Genomic DNA, 21619 nt, shown 5'->3' on the forward strand with positions numbered 1-21619 from the left:
GAGACAGCCGGGACGAACGCATCGTCCCGGCCCGAATCGACATGCCGGGGACTATCCCCTGGCGAACTTGCGGTACTTGATCCTGTGGGGCTGATCCGCGTCCTTGCCCAGGCGGGCCTTGCGGTCGGCCTCGTATTCCGAATAATTGCCGTCGAACCACACGGCCTTGCTGTCGCCTTCGAAAGCCAGAATGTGGGTGGCCACCCGGTCGAGAAACCAGCGGTCGTGGCTGATGACCAGGGCGCAACCGGCAAAGTTCAAGAGGGCGTCCTCCAGGGCGCGCATGGTGTTGACGTCCAAATCGTTGGTGGGTTCGTCGAGCAGGAGCACGTTGGCTCCGCTCTTGAGCATGCGGGCCAGGTGCACGCGGTTGCGTTCGCCGCCGGAAAGCAGGCCCACCTTTTTCTGCTGATCCTGCCCGGTCAGGCCGAAACGGGCCACGTAGGCCCGGGCGTTCACCTCGCGCCGGCCCAAGGGAATGGTGTCCTTGCCCTCGGTCACGGCCTCGAACACGGTCTGCTCGGTTCCCAGGGCGTCGCGGCTCTGGTCCACATAGGCCAGGGCTACGGTGTCGCCCAGGCGCAGCGCCCCCGCATCGGGATTGTCCTGCCCGGTGATCATGCGGAACAGTGTGGTCTTGCCCGCGCCGTTGGGCCCGATGATGCCCACGATGGCGCCGGGCGGAACCAGCAGGTCCAATCCTTCCAGCAGCAGGTTGTCGCCAAAGCCTTTGCCCACCCCCTGCGCCTCGATGACCATATTGCCCAGACGGGGTCCGGGCGGGATGTAGATCTCCAGGTCCTTGGCCACCTTTTCCGATTCCTGGGCGGCCAAGGTCTCATAGGCGCTGATGCGGGCCTTGCTCTTGGCGTGGCGACCGCGCGGACTCATGCGTATCCATTCCAGCTCGCGCTCCAGGGTCTTGCGCCGGTCCGCTTCGGCCTTTTCCTCTCCCGCCAGGCGGGCCTGCTTCTGCTCCAGCCACGAAGAGTAGTTGCCCTGCCAGGGAATGCCCTTGCCCCGGTCGAGCTCGAGAATCCAGCCGGCCACGTTGTCCAGAAAGTAGCGGTCGTGGGTCACGGCGATAATGGTGCCGGGATAGGAGTGCAGATGGTGTTCCAGCCAGGCCACGGTCTCGGCGTCCAGGTGGTTGGTGGGTTCGTCAAGCAGCAGGATGTCCGGCTTTTGCAAAAGCAGACGGCAAAGGGCCACCCGGCGCTTTTCGCCGCCCGAAATCACCTTGACCGGCGTGTCGGGCGGAGGGCACCGCAGGGCGTCCATGGCCATTTCCAGACGGGAATCCAGGTCCCAGGCGTCCACGGCGTCGAGCTTTTCCTGCACCGCGCCTTGGCGTTCGATGAGCGCGTTCATGGCGTCGTCATCCATGGGCTCGGCGAACTGGGCGTTGATCTCCTCGAATTCGCGCAGGAGGGCCAGGGTGTCGACCGCGGCCTCCTCCACCACTTGGCGCACGGTCTTGGATTCGTCCAGGGCCGGCTCCTGCTCCAGATAGCCCACGGTGAAACCCGGGGCGAGCACGGTCTGGCCCTGGAAATCCTTGTCCACGCCGGCCAGGATGCGCAAAAGCGAACTCTTGCCCGAGCCGTTCATGCCGATGACGCCGATCTTGGCCCCATAGAAGTATGAGAGCGAAATGTTATTGAGGATGGGCTTCTTTTCGTAAAATTTGGAAACCCTGATCATTGAATAAATAATCTTGTTCGGTTCGTTCACGCGGGTCCGTCCTTCGGGGGGATGAAATATGACGGGTGGACGGCGTTGCGCCGGCCACCGATGGTCTTCGGCTAGCAGACTTGAAACGATTGATCAAAGGCTTTGCGCAGTCCGCCCACGAGCACCCGGTCAAAAACCCGCTGATAGAGCAATCCGATCAGGAGGAGCACGGCGTAGAGCCCGGCGCAGAAGGCCAACAGATGGTCGCTGAAGGGGGGAAAGGCCAGGGAGGCGAGATGGTCCAGAAAGCGACGTCCCCCGGGACTGGAGTTGGCCAGCCGCACGAGCAGGTAGTGGTAGAGATAGACGCTGAAGGTTGCCCGGCCCAGTGCGCGCAGGGCCCGGACCAGGCCGGGCCGGTCGCCGGGCAAGACGAATCCCAGGGCCACGGCCAGAAGGGCCAGGACCATTCCCGTGGCGTGGGTGTCGTTCTGGTAGAGGCCGCTGGCCGCCACCTGGACGTACACCAGGCCGTAGAACCGCCAGCCCAGCCCCAGGGCGCAGACCAGGCCCAAAAGGACCAGAACGCGCCCGCCCAGTCTGTCGAAGACCGGCCCCAGCCGCAGAAGGAGTTCGGCCAGGGCCGCGCCGGTGAGAAACAGGGGCAGACAGGAAAACAGGGCTCCATAGTCCGCCAGGACATGGCGCGCCTCCAGCCAGTACCAGGCCGCGCCCCACAGCGCGGCCAGCCCGGGCCAGCCCAGTCGGTTGTAGGCCAGGGCCACCAGGGGAAAAACCAGGTAGAGTCCAAGCAGCACGGCCATGAACCAGAGGGTGTCGTTGTAGAAGACCGTCTCCCTGGCCCGGGCCACGCCGAGCAGCAGATAATTGAAGTCGTGCTCTCCGGGCGTATGGCCCAGAACGGTCACGCCGAAAACGAACGCCGCGACGGCCGCGACGGCGTATCCCAAATAGACCCCGTAGAAACGCGAGGTCATGTACTGGCGCAGGTCGAAATATCCCCGCAGCCGGGTGGAAAACCACAGGCTCATCCCGCTGAGGAGGAAAAAGGCGTAATTGTAGGACCAGTACCAGTACATGCAGCCAAGAAACACGCGGTCGCCGGCCCAGGTCTGGCCGGCCAGTCCGGCCTTCCACAGGGGGAAGTCGCCCGGCGCGCTCGGGTAGCCCAGGCCATGGGAAAAGTGACCGTAGAGCCCCCGGATCTGCAACATGTGGCCGGAGACGATAAAGAACAAGGCCGCAAGGCGCGCCAGATCCATCCCCATGCCCAGCCTGGGCCGCCAGTCGGAGGGGGAGGACGGCGCGCGGTCCGTCCGGGTCGCCACGGTTTTCACGCCATGCCCAGGGCCAGTCGGGCGGCGGCCAGGTCCAGGCTGGCGTGGCCCACGCTCTTGTAGAGCACCGGCCCGCCGTCAGGTCGATCTCCCGAAAGAACGTCCTCAAGCGGAGTGACCGTCTCCCAGTCGATACCGGCCAGCAACAGGTCGCCGGCCTCCTCCCGGGCGCTTTCCAGGTCGTCCACGAACACCCTGGCCTCGCGCACCACCTCCGCCGGGACCTCGGCCCGCTTGGGGGAAAACGAGCCCACGGCCGCCACGAACACCCCGTCCGGAACGGTCTCGGGCAGCACCGGAATCTTGCTCGTGGTGGCGGTGACCACCAGATTCACCTTGCGAATCACCTCCACGGGATTTCGCACGGTCACGGCCCCCACGCCTTCGTCGCCCAGACGCTGAACAAAGGCCTCGGCGCCGACACGGGTGCGTCCGCACACGAAAACCTCCTCCACGGCCAACTCTTCGGTGAAGGCCCGCACATGGGCCAGGGCCTGCACCCCGCACCCCACCACCAGCATGGACCCCCAGGGCTTGGGCGCGAGCAGGCGGGCCGCCAGGAGCGAAGCCGCCGCCGTGCGCCGCGAGGTCACGGCCGGACCGTCCAACACGGCCAGGCGCTCTCCGGTCTCGGCCCGCATGGCCGTCACCTCGCCCACGATGAGGGGAAGCCCCCGCTTGGCGTTGTCCGGGCACACGCTGATGGACTTCACCACGGCCAGTTCACCGTCCGAGGCCGGCATGAGCAGCAAGAGCCCTTCCCCGGGCAGGGGCAGGGCCAGCCTGGACGGAGCGGAAACGCCCCCCCCCGCCTTCTGGGCCAGGGTGTGGGCAATGGAGTCGGCCAGGGAGCCGAACGGCAACAGCCTGCGGGTGGCTTCGGCGTCGAGAGTGCGCATGATGTCCTCAGCCGGCCGCCTGTTCGCGGTTGCGGCGCTTCCGGATCCAGGTCTGGACCTCGTCGAGATAGGTGTACACCACAGGGGTGAGATACAGGGTCACCACCTGGGAGATGATGAGTCCGCCGGCCACGACCAGCCCCAGGGGCTGCCGGGCTTCGCCGCCCGCGCCGTAGGCCATGGCGATGGGCATGATACCGGCGCAGGCGGCCACGGTGGTCATCATGATGGGTCGAAAACGGGTGATGCAGCCTTCAAAGGCCGCTTGCTGGGGCGTCTTGCCCGTTTTTTCCGCCTCTATGGCGAAGTCGATGACCATGATGGCGTTCTTCTTCACGATGCCGATGAGCATGATGATGCCCACGAATCCGTAAAGGTCCAGGGTCCTTCCGAAGATGAGCAGACACAAAACCCCGCCCAGGGCCGCCGAGGGCAGGCCGGAAAGAATGGTCAGGGGATGGATGAAGCTCTCGTAGAGAATGCCCAGGATGATGTAGATGACCACGATGGCGATGAGCAGCAGAAAGGGCACGCTGGCCGCCGACTGCTTGAAGGCCGTGGCCTGGCCCTCGAAGCGGTGGCTCACGTCGCCGGGAAGCTCCTTTTCGGCCAGCTTCTCGATGGCTTCCACCGCGTGCGACAGGGAATATCCCTGGGCCAGGTTGAAGGAAATGGTCACGGAGGAAAGCTGGCCCGTGTGGTTGACGGTGATGGGCCCCACGCCCTCGCGCATGGAGACCAGACTGGCCAGGGGGGTGAGCTTGTCCTTGTTCTTGTCCTTGTTGTTGTCCAGGTCCGGCTGCACATAGAGTTTGGAGAGCAGGTTCGGGTCGAGCTGGAAGCGGGGCTCCACCTCCACCACCACCCGGTAGGTGTCGGTGGCGGCGTAGATGTTCGATATCTGGCGCGCGCCGTAAGCGCTCCACAGGGCGGTCTCGATGGCCTTGGCCGAAATGCCCAGCATGGCGGCCTTGTCCCGGTCGATGCTCAGGGTGAGTTGCGGCCCGTCCACCTGCATGTCGGAGCTCACGTCGCGAATTTCGGGCAGCGTGCGCATGGCCGTCTCGAAGTGTCTGGCCGCTTCGTAGAGCTTGGCCGGCTCGGGCGTGAGCAGGGTGAACTGGTACATGGCCCTCGCGCTTCTGGCCCCGATCTGAATCGAGGGCGGGGTGAACATGAACAACCGCAGGTCGGAAATGCCGGCCAGCTTGGCGCGCATGCCGTTCACCACGGATTCGATGCCCTGCTTGTTCCGGCGCTGCGAGGGGGGCTTGAGCATGGTGAAGAAGGCGGCGTTGTTCATGGAGGGGTTGGGCCCGCCCACACCCACGATGCCGATGACCTTGAACACGTCCGGGTCGTCGGACACGATCTTGGAAACGCGCAGCAGACGCGCTTTCATGGCCTCGAACGAGGCGCTCTGTTCGGCCTGGGCGAAGCCGTAGACGAAGCTCATGTCCGTGGTGGGAATAAACCCCAGGGGCACCTTGGTGAACAGATACACCGTGAGCGCGAGCACCACGAACGAGGCCGCCAGGGTGATCGCCCGGTATTTGAGCACCCAATGCAGCGTGGACTCGTACTTGGCCTCCATCCATTTGAAGATGCGGCCCGAGCGGCCCACGTCTCCGCCCCCGTGCAGGAACTGGCTGCACAGCATGGGCGTGAGGCTCAGCGTCACGAACCCGGAAACGAGAATGGCGATGGTGATGGTGACGGCCAACTCGTTGAGAATGCGCCCCAGAATGCCGGCCATGAACATGATCGGCACGAACACGATGGCCAGGGAAAGCGTCATGGAAACGATGGTGAACCCGATCTGGCGCGCGCCGTCCAGCGAAGCGGCCAGGGGAGGCTTGCCCATTTCCATGTGGCGCACCACGTTTTCGAGCATGACGATGGCGTCGTCCACAATGAACCCCACCGCCAGGGTCAGCGCCATGAGGGACATGTTGTCCAGCGAAAATCCGGCGATGCTCATCATGGCGAACGTGCCGATAAGCGCGGTGGGGATGGCCATGCTGGCGATGATCGTGGCCCGCAGGTTCTTGAGGAACAAAAAGACCACCGCCACCACCAGGAGCACGGAAAGGCTCAAGGTGAACTTTACGTCGTTCACGGACTCCTCAATAGAGGCGGAACGGTCGTACATGACCTGAAAATCGATGGCCGAGGGCAGCGTGGCCTGAATAGAGGGCAAGAGCGCCCGGATGTCCTGCACGACCTTGATGGTGTTGGTGCCGGGCTGGCGACGCACCGCGACGGTCATGGAGGGCGTCTGGTTGTGGTAGGAGGCGTTTTTGTCGTTGATGGAGGAATCCACCGCCGTGCCCACATCGGACAGACGGATGGGACTGCCGCTGCGCCAGGCCACGATCTGGCGGATGTACTGGGCGGCGTCCATGAGCATGCCCTTGGTCTTTATGGTGTAGAGCTTGACCTTTCCGTAGAGCGAACCCGTGGGCAGGTTGACGTTTTCGGCCATGAAGGCGTCGGCCACCTGATTGACGCCCAGATTGTAGGCGGCCAACTTGTCCGGATCGAGCCGGATGCGCGGGGCGTAGGTCTGGTCGCCGAAGATGGCCACCTGGGCCACGCCCGACACCATGGAAATGCGCTGGGAAACGAAGGTCTTGGCGTATTCCGTCAGCTCGTACAGGGGCAAGGTGTCGGAGCGCATGCCGATGTACAGGATGGGCGCGTCGGCCGGGTTGACCTTCTGGTAGGTGGGCGGGTTGGGCAGGTTGGAAGGCAGGTATCCCGAGGCGGCGGAAATGGCGGTCTGCACATCCGAGCCGGCCCCGTCCATGTTTCGCCCCAGATCGAACTGCAAGACAATGGTGGTCTGCCCCAGAGTGTTGACCGAACTCATGGAGTTCAGGCCCGCTATGGAGGAAAACTGCTTCTCCAACGGGGTGGCCACCGACGACGCCATGGTTTCGGGATCGGCTCCGGGCAGTTGGGCCATGACCTGTATGGTCGGGAAGTCGATGGCCGGCATTTCGCTCACGGGCAGGGACCGGTAGGCGGTGAGCCCCAGAAAGATGATCCCGAAGGTGATGAGCGTGGTGGCGACCGGACGCTTGATGAATCCGTCGGTCACTGTGGGCCTCCGCCCGTCGAGTCGTTGACAACGTTCACCGGGGCTCCGGGCACCAGACGAACCAGGCCGTCGGTGACGACCCGATCGCCCTGCTTCAGACCCTGTTCGACGATCACCTGGCTCTCGCCCACGGTTCTGCCGTCCTGCACCTTGCGCAGTTCGGCCTTGCCGTCTTCACCGGCCACGAACACGAAGGCCCCGTCCTGGCGACGAATGAGGGCTTCGGAGGGCATGAGCAACTGGTCCTTCTGCACTTCCAGGGTGAGCTTCACCTGCACGTATTGGCCGGGCCAGAGTTCCAGATCGGGATTTTGAAACTCGGCCTGCAGGGAAATCATGCCCGTCTGGATGTCCACGGCGTTGTCCAAGGCGGTGAGCCGGCCCTTTTCACGCACCTCGCGCTCTTCCTTGGGAGATCTGACCGCCACGGGCAAGGGCTTGCCCGCCAGGTAGCGTTCGCGCACCAGGCCGAGTTCCGATTCGCTGACGGAAAAGCGCACCAGGATAGGACGCACCTGGTTGAGGGTAACCAGGGTCGAGGTATAGGCGCTCACCGGGTTGCCCGGCTTGATGAGCTGGTAGCCGGCCACGCCCGTGACCGGAGAGACTATGGCGCAGTAGTCCAGGTTGATGCGGGCGGTCTCCAGGGCGGCCTGGTCGGCCTGAACCTGTTTCCAGTCGGAGCGCTGCTGGGTCAGGCGTTGTTCGTAGTCGTCCTGGCTGACAACGCCCTGGCGCACCAAATCCTTGTAGCGCAGGTAGTCGCGGGTGGACTGCGCGGCTTTGGCCCAGTCGCGTCCCAGCGCCCCCCTGGCCTCCTCCACCTTGGCCGCGAAGGGGGCCCGGTCCAGGTCGAAGAGTTTCTGCCCCTCGCGCACGAACGCGCCGTCGGCGAAGTGGGCCGCGGCCAACAGCCCTGTGACCTGCGGCGCGACAGAAACCGTCCGATAAGCCACCACATGGCCCACCGCCTTGACCACCAGGGGAGCATCCGACAGGGAGACCACGGCCACGCGCACGTTGACCGGTTTTCTGGCCGGGGCCTGAACTTTCTTGTCGCAGCCCGCCACGGGCAAAAGAAGGAGGGCGAGAGCCAGGAGCGCAAGCTTCATCATGGGAGGGCCTCGAGATTCCGGTTTCCGTAGGGAAGTATCTTTTTCCCAGGACTTGGGCAAGCGGGACCGGTTTGTCCCACGGGACACGAACGCCTTTTCCGCCTTGGCCCCGCAACGGCTGGCCGCCCGTCCGCTTCCTCCTGCGAAGCCCGGTCCGCCATCACCATGACGGCGTTTTCCCGGCGCGCGGCGGGTTTTCCTTGTCGTTCGGACCGCATCGGGCTACACACATTCAATCACGACGTGCGATATTCTGCGTCGTTCCACCCTCAACCCCCACACAACACACACGATCATGGGAAAGATTCTTTCGCTTTTGTTTCTGCTGGTTTTGATCGGCCTGGGTTTCGGGGGCTATTTCATGCTCACGGACAACAAGGCCCCGGAAATCACCCTCTCGCCCGACACGACGGCAACAGGCAGCAAGCGCGAATTCACCGTCACGGCGCGCGACCTGCGCTCCGGCATCAAGGCGATCCGCGTCAGCGTGCTCCAGGCCCAGAAGGATACGCCGATCCTTCAGAAAACCTACGACAACGCCCCCCAGGAGGTCAGCGCGACCTTCACCCTGGAGAACTCCGGGCTGCGGGAGGGCAACTTCGAAATCAACGTCGCCGCCACGGACAAGTCGATCTTCAACTTCGGGGCCGGCAACACCGCCCGCCTCACCCGACCCATGGCCCTGGACAACCGGGCTCCGGTGATCTCGGTGCTGTCCATGGCCCACTTCATCAAGCAGGGCGGCGCCTGCGCCGTGGTGTACCAGATCAACAAGGACGTGGAGCGCTCCGGCGTGACCGTGGGCGACTACTACTTTCCCGGCTACAAAATGCCCTCCGGCAACTACTGCGCCCTGTTCGCCCTTCCCTGGGACATGGACACCAGCCGTTTCGTGCCCCGGATCCACGCCCAGGACCAGTCCGGCAACGAACGCTCCATCACCTTCCGCTACCAGGCCAAGCCCGCCAAGTTCAAACATGACAACCTGAACATCTCCGACGAGTTCCTTCAGGCCAAGATGCCCCAGTTCGAGGAAGTCTATCCCGACATAAAGGACCCGGTGCAACTCTACGTAAAGGTCAACCACGACCTGCGTCGGGAAAACGTGCGCAAGCTCGCGGAGTACGCCAAGAAGACCTCTCCCGAGATGCTCTGGGACGGCGGCCCCTTCCTGCGCCTGCCCAATGCCGCGCCCAAGGCCGGATTCGGCGACGGCCGGACCTACCTCTACAAGGGCCAGCGCATAGACGAGGAAACCCACCTGGGCGTGGACCTGGCCTCGCTGGAAAACGCGGAAGTTCCCGCGGCCAACAGCGGCCGGGTGGTGTTCACGGGATTTCTGGGCATCTACGGCAACGCCGTGATCCTGGATCACGGCTGGGGCCTACAGACCATTTATTCCCACTTGAGCCAGATCAGCGTCAAGGAAGGCGACGAGGTGAAAAAGGGTGACAAGATCGGCAACACCGGCGCCACCGGCCTGGCCGGCGGCGATCACCTGCACTTCGGCGTCATTCTGAACGGCATCCAGATCCAGCCCATCGAATGGTGGGACCCGCACTGGATCAAGGACAACATCACGAGCAAGCTCCAATAGCCTCTCGACCCACGAACGAAAAGCGGGGCGGGCCGGAAAGCATCCGGCCCGCCCCGCTTGTTTTTTTCCTTGCTTCACACAGCGAAAGCTACCGCAAGGCCTCCATGTTCACCACCAGCTGGGCCGTGTCTCCCACGAGCCCCATGCGGGTGAAGCGGCCGTCGCTGACCTTGTAGTCGGCCAGCACCACGGGAAAGGCGAAACGAAAGCCAGCCACCTTGACGCCCTGCTGCATGGGGTTGTCCTTGACGCCCCGGAACGTGAAGGGAATCTCCACCTCCCGGCTTTCGTTCTTGATGGTGAGCTTGCCCTTGGCAACGTACGCGTCGCCCTCCTTATGGAGGATTTCCGTGCTCACGAAGCGCATGTCCGGGTAGCGTTTCACCTCGAAAAAGTCGGCCCCGCGCAGATGTTCGTCACGCTTGGCCACGGCGGTGTTCACACTCGCGGTTTTCACGGTGATATCGAAGGCGCTGTCGTCTAAATTTTCCGGATCGAAGCTCAGTTTACCGGAAAACTTGTCGAAACGGCCAGGCACGTCGCCCAGGATGTGGCGAATGGTGAAGGTGAAGGACGTATGGTCGGGATCGATCTTCCAGACCGGGGCCTTCTGCCTGGCCTGGGCCGACGCGGCCGCCAGGACAAGCAGGACCAGGGTCAGGACCAGGGTTTTCAACTTGGCGTTCATGGAGAACCTCCTTCAGGGATGAGAACGTCGCCGAAACGCCGGAGTGGCGCTTCGGCGACGCCTGATGATGAGAAAGGGAAGGCATACGGGGAAAAAAGTCAACCCATGCGCACGGTGTCTCGCGCTTGGCCCGCTTTGGTCGTCAGGCGTGTGTCGCCTCCCCGGTTCATTGAAACAACGTGCGGTAGCGTCCGTAGCCTTCCTTTTCCAGGTCCTCCACGGGAATAAAACGCAACGCCGCGGAGTTCATGCAGTAGCGAAGCCCCGAGGGGGCGGGGCCATCCGGGAACACATGGCCCAGGTGGGAATCCGCCAGGCGACTGCGCACCTCGGTACGCGCGGGATAGAGCCTGCGATCCTGGCGCTCCACAAGGTGGCCCGGCTCCAAGGCCTTGGTGAAGCTCGGCCAGCCCGTGCCGGAGTCGAACTTGTCCAGGGAGCTGAAAAGCGGTTCGCCCGAAACCACGTCCACATAGATGCCCGCCCGCTTGTCCGCGTAAAAGGCGTTGTCAAACGGCGGCTCCGTGCCTTCGCGTTGGGTGACCTCGAATTGCAGGGGCGTGAGCCTGTTGCGCAGCTCCTCCGGGCCGGGCTTGACGAAGGGCGACGCCGAATCGGCTTGGTCCGCGCCCGCCTCCGGCGCGTCCTTCCAGGTCTGGGCCAGAAAGTCGTCACGCCCGGTGCCGGCCCGGTAGGACTTGTAGCGCAAGGGGTTCTTGCCGGGAAAGCCCTGGTGGTACTCCTCGGCCGCGTAAAAGACCTCGAAGGGCCGAATCTTCGTGGCCACGGTCTTTCCCGCGAAGCGACCGGAGTCGATCAAGGCCTGCTTCGAGGTCTGGGCCTCCCGATGTTGGGCCTCGTCGTGATAGAAGATGGCCGTCTGGTACTGGCTGCCCCGGTCCACGAACTGCCCCCCCGCGTCTGTCGGGTCTATGTGTCGCCAGTAGTAGTCGAGTATCTCGGAATAGCTGAGTTTTTGCGGATCGTAGAAGACCTGCACGGCCTCCAGGTGCCCGGTGGAGCCGGTGCTGACCTGTTCGTAGCTGGGGTTTTTCACCGTGCCCCCCGTATAGCCGGAGATCACGCGGGTCACGCCGGGCAGTTCCCCGAAATCGGCTCCCGTACACCAGAAACACCCTCCGGCCAACGTGGCCACGGCCTCGCCCGGACGCGGCGCCAAGTCCTCTGGGCTGACCGCCCTGGCCGGTGCGGCGAACGGCAACACAAATCCGGCCCAGGCCAGGGTGACCAACCAGGAAGGAAAGATACGCGGCAGAGTCATTGTTCACCTCGCATTCGATGGGATGAGGCTTTTCTCGCCGGGAAGGCCCTTCCCTGTGCGACGCCTCTTGCGCCTAATGGTGGGAACGAACGACAAAATGTCAAGTCTATCTTAGGTAAGTACCAGTCAAGATTTGATGCCCACACAGATCCTTCGGACGGCAGTTTGTTCTCCCCGTCGGGACGATGCCGGAGAGCCTGTGGGGAACAAAAAAACGGGCGGCCCGCAAGGAGCCGCCCGCCGTTGTCGATGGGATGAAAGGAACGCGTTCTACCAAGTCTTCTGGCGCTGCCGTTCCAGGGCCTGGGCCTGTTCTTCCCAGTCCTTGAAGCCGGCGTGATGCAGCGCCTTTTCCACCGTGTCTTCCCAGTCCCAGGCGGCGTAGATCACCGGCTTGTGGAAGGTGGACCGGTACTTTTCCAGCTCCTGGCGGTAGAAGGCTTCCTTGGGGGTTTCCAGGTTGTCGCGCAGCTCGGTGGCCATGCGCTCCAACTCCCCTTCGTACCAGTCGGCCAGATCCGAGGCGGACTGGTACTTCTTGAGGATATGCTCGTACTTGTTGTTCGTCAGCAGCTTGTGCAAACGATTCAGGTGCTGTTCGCCGAGCCAGGCGCCCAGCTTGCTCACCGGAATGTTGTGGGCCTCGAGCTCGGCCACGTCGATCTTGGTCTGATAGTAGGTGTCGGGCACAACCGAAGCCGACACGATGCCGGCAATGGATACCAAGCCCCGGATGATCAGGCTGTTGGACACGCCCTGGCCGCAGAAGCCCACCTTCTTGCCCATGATCTGGCCGGTGAAGATGGTGACCAGGATGGCCCAGACAACGGCCGGGTCCTCTTCGTCGTAGATGTGCGCGAGGCTCGAATTGTCGCGGTCCGTGGCCAACACCATCTGGGTCATGTCGTTGGAGCCGATGGAGAAGCCGTCGAACTCCTCCAGGAACTGCCGGGCCAGGATGGCGTTGGACGGAATTTCGGACATCTGGAGAATCTTGAGTCCGTCTTCGCCCGAACGCAGGCGGTGAACCTTGGACAGGTAACGCACCATGGACCGGGCTTCCTCGATGGTGCGCACAAAGGGCAGCATGATCTGCAGGTTCTTGCCGCCGAACATGCCCCGGGCCAGCTTGAAGGACTCAAGCTCCCAGTCGTGGATGTTGCGCGACACGCCCCGGTATCCCAGCATGGGGTTGTCCTCGTGGGCTTCGAACAGCGCGCCGCCCACCAGGTTTCTGTACTCGTTGGACTTGAAGTCCGTGGTCCGGTAGATGATGGGCTTGCCGTAGAAGGCCATGGCGAACAGTCCCAGGGACTGGGACAGAGTCTGCACGTAGAGTTCCTTGCCGCTGCGGTAGCCGCGCGAACGCAGTTGCTTGCCGATACGGTCGGGCAGGGTGCGCAGTTCTTCCATGTCGCGCTGGATGCGCACCTGACGGGCGATCTCGTTGCGCAGCGCCTGGATCTTGGCCAGGAAGTCCTTGATAACGGGCTCGTCGGCCACGGCCTGGGCCCGCTCCGCCACATGGCTCTTGAGCTCCATGCGATGGCGCACCGCGTCGGTGTTGGTCGAGGTCTCCTGCAGTTCGTCCCAGTAGCCCAGAATCACGGCCACATGGTCGCTTAAGTTCACCGAGGTCTTGATGATGTCCAGACGACGGGTGGCGTTGCTCACGTATTCGTCGAGCTTCTTGTCCAGCTCGCGCAACCGGCGATGGATGGCCAACACCTCGTCGGTGCCCTGGGCGCCTTCCTGCTCGGTCAGGGTTTCGAGCTCCTTGGACAGGCCGGTCACCAGGCCCACGTAGGGGCGCAGCTTCACGTCAAGGGAGATGTAGCCGGCGGCCATCTGTTCCTTGATGAGCTGGGTGAGCCGGGCTTCGTATTCCTGAAGCTTCTTGTCCACCAACTGGTTGAGGGTGCCGTTGTCATAGGCTTCCAGGGCCTGGGGATGCACGCCGATGTTGCCCAGCATGAACTCGGCCCGCAAGAGGCCGACTTCGAAGTCGGGCATGGTGCGCAACCGGGAGAGGAAGAGCGCCTGGCCCACGTCCGCGAGGATCAGGCCCACGCTGGTCTTGGTGGGAGCCAGCTTGGAAAGGTCCATCTCGCCGCCCACGCTCACCAGGGGAAGCAGGCCGCGATAGACCTTGCCGCGCGAGCCGTCCACGGTCACTTCCTGGCAGTCCAGGGCGCGCAGCAGTTCGGGGCGCTGGATGCCGATGACCGCCGGAATGCCCAGCTCGCGCGAGGTGATGGCCGCGTGCGAGGTGTCGCCGCCCACGTCGGCCAAAATGGCCGAGGCCACGCGCATGCCCGGCACCATGTCCGGGTCGGTGCGTTCGGCGGCCAGGATGTCGCCCTTGTTGATCTTGTTGAGTTCGAGCGCCGAGCGCAGGAACTTCACCGTGCCCTGGCCCGCGCCGCGCGAAGCTCCGTTGCCTTCGAGAATCACTTCGGCCCGGGGCAGCACTTTTTCGTCCACTTCCATGCGGCGCATGAAAATGGTGTGGGGATGTTGTTCGAAATCCTCGTTCCAGCGGGTCTCGGGGCGGGCCTGCACGAACCACAGCCGGTCGGACTGGTCGATGCAGAACTCCGTATCCATGATGATGCCGCCGTACGCCTTGGAAATGCCGCGCACGCCGCGCGCCACTTCCTCGGCCTGGGCCAGGGAGAGCGCCCAGCGATAGGCTTCAAGGTCGTCCACCATGACGAGCTTGGTGCCGCCGCGCTCGTCATAGATGATCTTTTTGTCCTTGTAGCCCATGTTGCGGATGACCACCTCGTGGCCGTCGTCGCGCTGGAACACATACAACTTGTCGGGCGTGACCATACCGCCCACAACCGCCTCGCCCAGACCGTAGCTGGCGTCGATGGACACCAGGTCCTTGCGGTCGGTGCCGCGGCAGCCGGTGGAGGTCTCGGCCGAAAACGCCGTGCCCGAGATGACCGGATTAATCATGCGCATGATGCAGACCGAAAGCGAGGTGTTCTCGATGGCCCACTCTTTCTTGGCCCGATCGGCGATGGAGTCGTCGCCCGTGCGCTCGGCCAGTTGCACCGCGTCGAGAATGGCTTCGCGGCGATAGGTCATGGAGCGCAGGTTGTAGGCCGAGGCGCAGTCCCACTGGTAGGCTTCGGCCACCCGGTCCTCGCCGGTGATGTTCAGGTAGGTGTCCTGAAGGCCGGCGAAGGCCTTCTTGCGCGAGTCCTCGCCGGCGGCGGAGGAGCGCACGGCCACGGGCACGTCGTCGAGCGCGGCGTCGTGGCAGATGTCCACGTAGGCGCTGCGCACCGCGTCGGAGGCCTCTTTGGGCATGTCCACCGCGAGAATGGCCACCTGCACCAGCACCGAGCGCTTGCGCAGTTGGTCGATCCCTTCGGGCGAGGTGGCGAACCCTTCGACAACGTTGTTGATGAAGGTGCGCAACTTGATATGGGTGGCCTTTTCCGGCGCGGTCTCGCGCACGTGCAACGCCAGTTTGCGCACAAAGTTGCGAATGAATTCAGGGTCTTGATTGACCTCGTCGCTGTGCCAATCGGTACGATTGTATTCGTGGTCCACGGCGGCCCGAATCTGGGCCGCGTTGACCTTGGTCTCGTCCAGGAGCTTGTGGAAAACGATGGAGGAGACGGCGCGAAACTGCGGAGCACGGATGCCCGGAACCTGGCTGATGATGGCCGTGTTGTAGTTCTTGCCGCCAACCAGGAGCTCAGCCTCCTCGCCGATCTCCACAATATCGGCTCCGGTGAGAATGAGCTTTTTCATAAGGTCCCGTTTTTCAGTGCCGGGAGCCTTGGGTGCGCCTTTTACCATGCGTATCCTCCTTAGCGGGCCGAGCCCGGGATTCGTGAGAGAGGCCTGCCTGGGCAGGTCGTGGTCATGGATCCTTCCCTTGGCGATCGAACGCGCCGATCACCCTACTCCATGCCATGCCCGCAGTACGGGCAGAAGTGGAAGTCTTCGTCGGCCAGAGGCTGCTTGCACTCGGGGCAGGACTTCTGGACGCTCATAAGCTCCACCAGCAGTTCGCCTTCCTTGACCGGGACCATTTTCTTGTCCTCGAAGTAGTCGGCGTTCTTGAGGACCCTCTTGACCAGGCCCTCCACCTGCGCATGAACCGATTTTTCCTGCTTCATCACCGAAATGTTGAAGATTTCCTCCCCAGGTTTCACGAAATCGCCTGGACTGACGTGCATAACCCACAAGTCGCCGTTGCACGGCGCGGCCACATGATACGGATTGGAAGGATCGGCCATCTCCACGGCATGGCCGGTTCCGGCCCCGACCGTGGCTTCGGCCACCTTCACTTGATAAGACAATATTTCGGAATCCAGCACATACCGCACCACGCACAACCCTTGAGCGTCCGGGTTAGAGATGCTCAAAAGCGTGTAGGTGTGGGGTTTGCCGTGCGAGTCTTCGAAAGTCAACTCCTCTCCGGGCTCCAGACCCTCAAACCACACGTCAAGGGGCAATTTATTGCAGTCGCCGTACTTGGTGCGGAACTCGATGGTCTTCAAGGCGTCGCCCGGATGGTTGAGGTACAGCACCACTTCTTCCGGCGTGGGCTCGCGTCCGATGCGCGAGGCCAAGCTTGCCCGCTCGGCCGGAATGTCGACGTCTTTCAGGGAAGCCAAGGGCGACTCTTCGGTACGCTGCTTGATGGCGTCGCGCCATTCCGGTCCGAAAGCCGACTCATACACCCAATCCGGAGGCCAGCCCAGAGGCAACTTGCCGTATTTGCCCAAAAGAAGTTGACGGAAGGCGTCGTTGGAGTCCGCATAGAGCGTGAGCCGGTCCGCTATACAGGCCTTGGTCAGGCCGGAATCCGGCGTTTCGGCCGTGGTTTCCAGCACTTCCAGCATGTCGCGCACCGCGCGTTCGCCCCCGCGCTTGTAGGCCTGGGTCACGGCCAGGAACGCCGTGTTCCAGGTGATTTGCGAGCCCGGGGTCACGTCGTGGTAGCGCACGATCTTGCGCGTGCCGGCCAAAAACTTGAGCATGTAGGGCAGCAGATGGATGTACCCCTGCTTCATGGCCCCTTCCTGCGAGGACGAAGTGGCCCCGCCGGGCATGCCGTGGTCCACCACGTCGTAGTCGATGCCCCGGAAGTACGGAGCGGTGTAGCGGTCGTAATAGGGCATGATCTGCTTGAGCACGAAGCCCGTGGTGCGGATCATCTCCTTGTTCAGGCTGGTCTTGAGTCCCAGTTCGCCTTCCATATAGGCTGCGGTGGAGAGCACCTCGCCCTGGCCGTACCAGCGCACGGACGCGCCGATGGCCGTTTCGATGACGTGGGCTCCGGCCTGGGCCGCCGCTCCCACGGCGGGCACGAACAGCCCGTCGGTGTAGTGGCGGTGGTAGGCGATGACCAGGTCGGGATATTTCTTGCGGATCGCGGTCACCAGGGCGCTGATGAACCGGGGCGGACACACGCCGGCCATGTCCTTGAGACCCAGCATGATGACCTTGCACACCTTCCTCTTCGACATGCCCGAGGTCTTGGAGCAGTTGTCCAGGATGGCTTCCAGGACGCCCATGTAGTGCGCAACATCAAACCCCTTGGCCCAGGAGACCGAAATGGCCGGCTGGTAGACGACGCCGGGGTTGGCCAGGGCCACCTCGGTGAACGGGGTCATATTGTCGATGTCGTTCAGGAAGTCGAAGTTGCGGATGATGTCGAAGTGTTCGCAGATCATCTCGCCGGTCAGGCGCATGAGGTTCTTGGGCTGGGGCTTGTAGCCCAGCACGTTGGTGGAGCGGATGAGGATCTGCTTGCAGGTCTTGGGCGCGAAGCGGTTCCACTCCTGGGCTTCGGTGAAGGGGTAGGTCATGTTGGCCATCATGGCCACGTGGAAGTGCGCCCCGCCGCCGGTTTCCAGGGAGAAGAAGCCGCAGTTGTCCAAATAGGGCCCCACGAGCTGGTCTTCCGCCAGGCGGAAGCGGTTGCCCGAGTTGGACTGGGTGATGTCGCGGGTGGTGGTGTCGGCGAAATGCACGATGCCGGAGTCGCGCACCTGGTCGAGCAGGGCCAGCCTGTCGCCCCGGGGATAGGGCGGGGTCCAGGCCTTCTGGTCGAGCACGGGCATGACCACCTTGAAGCGGCCCAGGCGTTTGTCGGCCCGGCTGCGGTATTCACCGAGCTGGACGTAGTTGTTGTAGCCCTTGGCCGCGATCTCGCCCACCAAGCGGCCCAGACGGAAGCTCTCGGGCTCCACGTCCTGGTAGCGCAGAAGCTCGGGCGAGTTGGCGATGAAGTTGGTGTCGTAGGTGCCGGCCCTGAACAGCGGGTGGCGGACCACCTGCAAGTGGAAGGGGATGGTGGTCTTGACGCCGGACACCACGTATTCGCGGAGCGCCCGGTCCATGACGCCCATGGTCTTGTCCCAACTGCGGCCGTAGCTCATGAGCAGGGCGCCGGCGGAGTCGTACTGCGACGGGAAGTCGTAGCCGGCCGACAGGCAGGAGTCCAGGCGCACGCCCTGGCCGCCGGGAGAAATGTAGCGGGTGATGACCCCGGCGTTGGGCGAAAAGCCCATCTGCGGGTCTTCGCAGTTGATGCGCACCTGCATGGCCCAGTACGAGGGCTTGCAGTTGGTCTTGTTGAAACGCAGCTTGGACCCGAAAGCGATGGCGATTTGCTCTTCCACCAGGTCGATTCCGTAGCGACATTCCGTGATCCCGTGTTCGACCTGCAGGCGGGTGTTGACCTCGATGAGATAGGGAGTGCCGTTGGGCTCCACCAGGAATTCCACGGTGGCCAACGAGTGGTAGCCCACGTGCTTGACCAGCTTTTCGGACCAGGCTTTGAGCTTGTCGCGCAACTGGTCGTTCATGCCCGGCCAGGGAGACGGCGTGATCTCGACGAGCTTCTGGTGGTTGCGCTGCACGGTGCAGTCGCGTTCGTCAAGGGCCAACACGTTGCCGTGCTTGTCGGCCACCACCTGCACCTCGATATGGCGCACGCTGCCCAGATATTTCTCCACGAACAGGCGCGGGTTGCCGAACGAGGCCAAAGCCAGGGCCGAAGCCTTGGAGAACGCCTCTTCGAGCTGCCTGGACTCATGCACCACGTAGATGCCGCGCCCGCCGCCGCCGCCTTCGGCCTTGAGCATGATGGGAAAACCGATCTCCCGGGCGACCTCGCGCGCTTCGGGAATGCTCACCGACCCGCCGGAGCCGGGCACCACGGGCACGTCGAGTTGCCTGGCCAGCTTGCGCACCTCGACCTTGTTGCCGAGCAGACGCATGGCTTCCGCCGTGGGTCCTATGAAGAGAAGCCCGGCCTTGGCGCATTTCTCGGGAAACGTATGGTCTTCGGAGGCGAAACCCCAACCGGGATGAATGGCCGCGACCTTGGCGGCTTTGGCTTCCCGGATGATGAGATCAAGATCGAGGTAGGCCCTGGGGTCCTCGCCCAGAAGAATCAACTCGTGGGCGCCGCCCACCGCGGGGGAGCTCATGTCCACCTTGGTGGCGGTGAGCACCGGCACGGCCTGCAGACGCTCCCGGATGGAACGCAGGACGCGCCGGGCGGAAACACCCCGGTTTGCCACGAGAATCTTCTTGCCGTTGATTTCTTCGAGAACGTCCTGAAAGGTCTTGACGCCCATGAGGGCTCCTTTATGTGGTGGAAGTGAAAAAAATCATTCCGGCCCAAGCGGCCATATGCTCCCGGACACGAGTCGTATTGCCGTGCCGTAGCCGTCCTCTGGCACCAGACGCAACGCGCCGTCCGGATCGATTCCCGACAGCCGGCCCCGTCGCGGGGGATCGCCCCCGTCGAGGACCTCGACAAGCTCTCCCCGCCAGGCGAGAGATTGTTCTATTGTATAGGCCAAGCTTTCGGCCGTGTCGATCTGGAGGCATTTTTGGTAACAGTTTCTCACGAAATTCACAAGCTCCAGCCAGAGCCCCAGAGGGGTCGGTTCGGAGATTGTCGTGGAAAGCACTCCGGCCGGTATGGCGAAGCCTTCGCGAAGACGCGCGGCGGGGGGGGCGCTGACCAGATTTATTCCAATGCCGGCAAGCAGATGGCCCCTTCTCTCCTCCACCAGCACGCCAGCCACCTTGGCGTTGTTTTGCAGGATGTCGTTGGGCCACTTGAGCGCCACGCCGCTCCCCCGGGAACGGAAGTATTCGGCCAGACAATGCCCCACAAGCAGGGGAACAAGCGTGTCGAAACGTTCCGGCGGCTTGGGAAGCACCATGGCGGCGTAAAGATTGCCGGCGGGAGACTCCCATCGGCGACGCAGTTGCCCCCGGCCGGCCCACTGTTTGACGCCGAGCACCGAGTCCCAGGCGAAGCAGGCCCCGCACTCGGCCAGGGGCCGAATCACGTCGAGAACCGAGGAGCACGGACCGCACACCACCACGCTCGAACGCACGAGCCGGGCGCTGGTCGGGGAGATCCACCACGATTCGGCCGAACACCCTTCGGGCCACGGGCGCAAAATTTCTTGCCAAGGGGCCAAGGCGTGAGCATCCTTGGCCCAGGCGAGATGAAAAGCCGCCAAGGATTCGGGGTCCACCGGTTCGGCCAGACCTTCGCGGCCGCCGGCCCACAAAATGACCCCAGGGCCGGGAACCAACTGGTTGCCCAGCACATGAGAGGAACACGCAAACGACATGCACATCTACCTGGTTGGAGGGGCGCTTCGGGATATGCTGCTCGGCAGGCCGCAGGGCGATCGGGATTATCTGGTCGTCGACGCTACCGCTGAACAGTTTTTGGCGCGCTACCCCGGCGCTCGTCAAGTGGGAAAGTCCTTTCCCGTATTTATTTTGGACGGCTGCGAATACGCTTGGCCCCGGGGCGGCACCCTGGACGCGGACCTGGCCCTGCGCGACCTGACCGTGAACGCCCTGGCCATGGGCGGCGACAACGGTGCGCAAGCCGGGCTCATCCACGCCCATCCCCGGGCTTTCGCGGATTTGCAGGCCCGGATACTGCGTCCGGCTTCGCCAACGGCCATGGCCGACGATCCGGTTCGGGTGTTTCGGGCGGCGCGCTTCGCGGCCCAGTTGCCGGACTTTTCCGCAAGCCCCGAACTTCTCGCCCAGATGCGGGCCGTGGCCGCTTCCGGGGCGCTGGCCGAACCCGCGGCGGAACGCATGGGCGCGGAGGTGCGCAAGGCCCTGGCGGCTCCCAAGCCCTCGCGCTTTCTCGAACTGCTCCACCGGGCCGGATGCCTTTCCCCCTGGCTTGGCGAACTGGCCGGAGCCGGCGAAATTCCCGGCGGTCCGCCCCAATACCACGACAAAAGCGTGCTCGGGCACACCTGCGAGGTCATGGACAAGCTGGCCGGCGATCCCCTGGCCGTGTGGATGGCCCTGGTCCACGACCTGGGCAAGACCCTGACCCCGCGCGAAGTTTGGCCCAAGCACCACGGACACGACACCGCCGGCGAACCCCTGGCCCTGGAGATGGGCTGGCGTCTGCGCCTGCCGCGCACCTTCATAGACGCGGGAGAGCTGGGCTGCCGCTACCACATGCGCACCAAGGAATATCCCACCCTGCGCCCCCATACCGTGGTGGACATGCTCATGGCCCTGGAAGCCAAGCGCCTGACCTCGAAGCTCTTCAAGCTGGGCCTGGCCGACTCCCGCTGGGACCGCTGGCCCCAGGCCCGGCACGAACTCAAGGTCATCAAGGCCGTGCGCCTGCCCGAGGAAAAAATGAACCAGGGCGAAGACTCCGGCCGCCTGCTGCGCCAACTGCGCTGCGACGCCCTGGCCGCCGACCGACAGGCTCGCGCCGAAATCAACGCCGAACTGGACCGGAAGGCGGATCGGCAAGGAGAAGGACGCCCCATAGCGGCGGGCAAAGAGGAAGAATGAAGAGGAAGACGGGGGCGCCGCTCCCCGCCCCCCGCCCGAGGGGGTGACCCCCTCGGG

The 21619-nt window shown here is 63.7% G+C and carries 12 protein-coding genes; 2 read left to right on the forward strand and 10 right to left on the reverse strand.

The window, feature by feature from the left end; all coding sequences use genetic code 11:
* Positions 1–51: 51 nt before the first annotated feature.
* The 5 genes from ettA to ACYQ01_RS17070 form a co-directional block, all read right to left on the reverse strand.
* Positions 52–1734 (reverse strand): energy-dependent translational throttle protein EttA, encoded by a 1683-nt coding sequence (gene ettA / locus ACYQ01_RS17050; protein WP_459935017.1) that lies wholly within the window; start codon positions 1732–1734, stop codon positions 52–54.
* A gap of 71 nt (positions 1735–1805) precedes the next feature.
* Complete coding sequence (locus tag ACYQ01_RS17055; protein WP_459935018.1) at positions 1806–3032, reverse strand: acyltransferase family protein; 1227 nt, start codon at positions 3030–3032, stop codon at positions 1806–1808.
* Positions 3029–3931 (reverse strand): delta(1)-pyrroline-2-carboxylate reductase family protein, encoded by a 903-nt coding sequence (locus ACYQ01_RS17060; RefSeq protein ID WP_459935019.1) that lies wholly within the window; start codon positions 3929–3931, stop codon positions 3029–3031. The genes ACYQ01_RS17055 and ACYQ01_RS17060 overlap by 4 nt, the downstream gene beginning before the upstream one ends.
* 7 nt (positions 3932–3938) lie before the next feature.
* The gene (locus ACYQ01_RS17065) at positions 3939–7034 is read right to left on the reverse strand and encodes an efflux RND transporter permease subunit (RefSeq protein WP_459935020.1); all 3096 of its coding nucleotides are present in this window, start codon (positions 7032–7034) and stop codon (positions 3939–3941) included.
* Positions 7031–8149 (reverse strand): efflux RND transporter periplasmic adaptor subunit, encoded by a 1119-nt coding sequence (locus ACYQ01_RS17070; protein WP_459935021.1) that lies wholly within the window; start codon positions 8147–8149, stop codon positions 7031–7033. Before ACYQ01_RS17070 ends, ACYQ01_RS17065 begins: the two co-directional genes overlap by 4 nt.
* A 295-nt stretch (positions 8150–8444) precedes the next feature.
* On the opposite strand from ACYQ01_RS17070, the gene ACYQ01_RS17075 reads away from it, so the two are divergent.
* The gene (locus ACYQ01_RS17075; RefSeq protein WP_459935022.1) at positions 8445–9746 is read left to right on the forward strand and encodes a M23 family metallopeptidase; all 1302 of its coding nucleotides are present in this window, start codon (positions 8445–8447) and stop codon (positions 9744–9746) included.
* 88 nt (positions 9747–9834) lie between these two features.
* Here ACYQ01_RS17075 and ACYQ01_RS17080 read toward each other — a convergent pair whose 3' ends face one another.
* The 5 genes from ACYQ01_RS17080 to ACYQ01_RS17100 all read right to left on the reverse strand — a co-directional run bounded on the left by ACYQ01_RS17080 (position 9835) and on the right by ACYQ01_RS17100 (position 20352).
* Complete coding sequence (locus ACYQ01_RS17080) at positions 9835–10434, reverse strand: YceI family protein (protein WP_459935023.1); 600 nt, start codon at positions 10432–10434, stop codon at positions 9835–9837.
* A gap of 166 nt (positions 10435–10600) precedes the next feature.
* Complete coding sequence (gene msrB / locus ACYQ01_RS17085) at positions 10601–11716, reverse strand: peptide-methionine (R)-S-oxide reductase MsrB (protein WP_459935024.1); 1116 nt, start codon at positions 11714–11716, stop codon at positions 10601–10603.
* Positions 11717–11986: 270 nt separating this feature from the next.
* Positions 11987–15535, reverse strand: coding sequence for a PEP/pyruvate-binding domain-containing protein (locus tag ACYQ01_RS17090; protein ID WP_459935025.1), 3549 nt, complete (start codon positions 15533–15535; stop codon positions 11987–11989).
* 104 nt (positions 15536–15639) lie between these two features.
* Positions 15640–19335 (reverse strand): pyruvate carboxylase, encoded by a 3696-nt coding sequence (locus ACYQ01_RS17095; protein WP_459935026.1) that lies wholly within the window; start codon positions 19333–19335, stop codon positions 15640–15642.
* 33 nt (positions 19336–19368) lie between these two features.
* On the reverse strand, positions 19369–20352 hold the full coding sequence (locus ACYQ01_RS17100) for a biotin--[acetyl-CoA-carboxylase] ligase (RefSeq protein WP_459935027.1): 984 nt from the start codon (positions 20350–20352) through the stop codon (positions 19369–19371).
* Here ACYQ01_RS17100 and ACYQ01_RS17105 point away from each other — a divergent pair.
* The gene (locus ACYQ01_RS17105; protein ID WP_459935028.1) at positions 20351–21562 is read left to right on the forward strand and encodes a tRNA nucleotidyltransferase/poly(A) polymerase-related protein; all 1212 of its coding nucleotides are present in this window, start codon (positions 20351–20353) and stop codon (positions 21560–21562) included. The two genes, ACYQ01_RS17100 and ACYQ01_RS17105, sit on opposite strands and share 2 nt — an antisense overlap.
* Positions 21563–21619: the final 57 nt, after the last annotated feature.

The sequence above is a fragment of the Fundidesulfovibrio butyratiphilus genome (assembly GCF_054657235.1).

Bases quoted from the DNA above. Each gene is read 5' to 3' on its own strand.
- ACYQ01_RS17060 (WP_459935019.1), bottom strand. From the start codon at position 3,931: ATGCGCACTCTCGACGCCGAAGCCACCCGCAGGCTGTTGCCGTTCGGC.
- ACYQ01_RS17070 (WP_459935021.1), bottom strand. From the start codon at position 8,149: ATGATGAAGCTTGCGCTCCTGGCTCTCGCCCTCCTTCTTTTGCCCGTG.
- ACYQ01_RS17075 (WP_459935022.1), top strand. From the start codon at position 8,445: ATGGGAAAGATTCTTTCGCTTTTGTTTCTGCTGGTTTTGATCGGCCTG.
- ACYQ01_RS17080 (WP_459935023.1), bottom strand. From the start codon at position 10,434: ATGAACGCCAAGTTGAAAACCCTGGTCCTGACCCTGGTCCTGCTTGTC.
- msrB (WP_459935024.1), bottom strand. From the start codon at position 11,716: ATGACTCTGCCGCGTATCTTTCCTTCCTGGTTGGTCACCCTGGCCTGG.
- ACYQ01_RS17090 (WP_459935025.1), bottom strand. From the start codon at position 15,535: ATGGTAAAAGGCGCACCCAAGGCTCCCGGCACTGAAAAACGGGACCTT.
- ACYQ01_RS17095 (WP_459935026.1), bottom strand. From the start codon at position 19,335: ATGGGCGTCAAGACCTTTCAGGACGTTCTCGAAGAAATCAACGGCAAG.
- ACYQ01_RS17105 (WP_459935028.1), top strand. From the start codon at position 20,351: ATGCACATCTACCTGGTTGGAGGGGCGCTTCGGGATATGCTGCTCGGC.
- ACYQ01_RS17100 (WP_459935027.1), bottom strand. From the start codon at position 20,352: ATGTCGTTTGCGTGTTCCTCTCATGTGCTGGGCAACCAGTTGGTTCCC.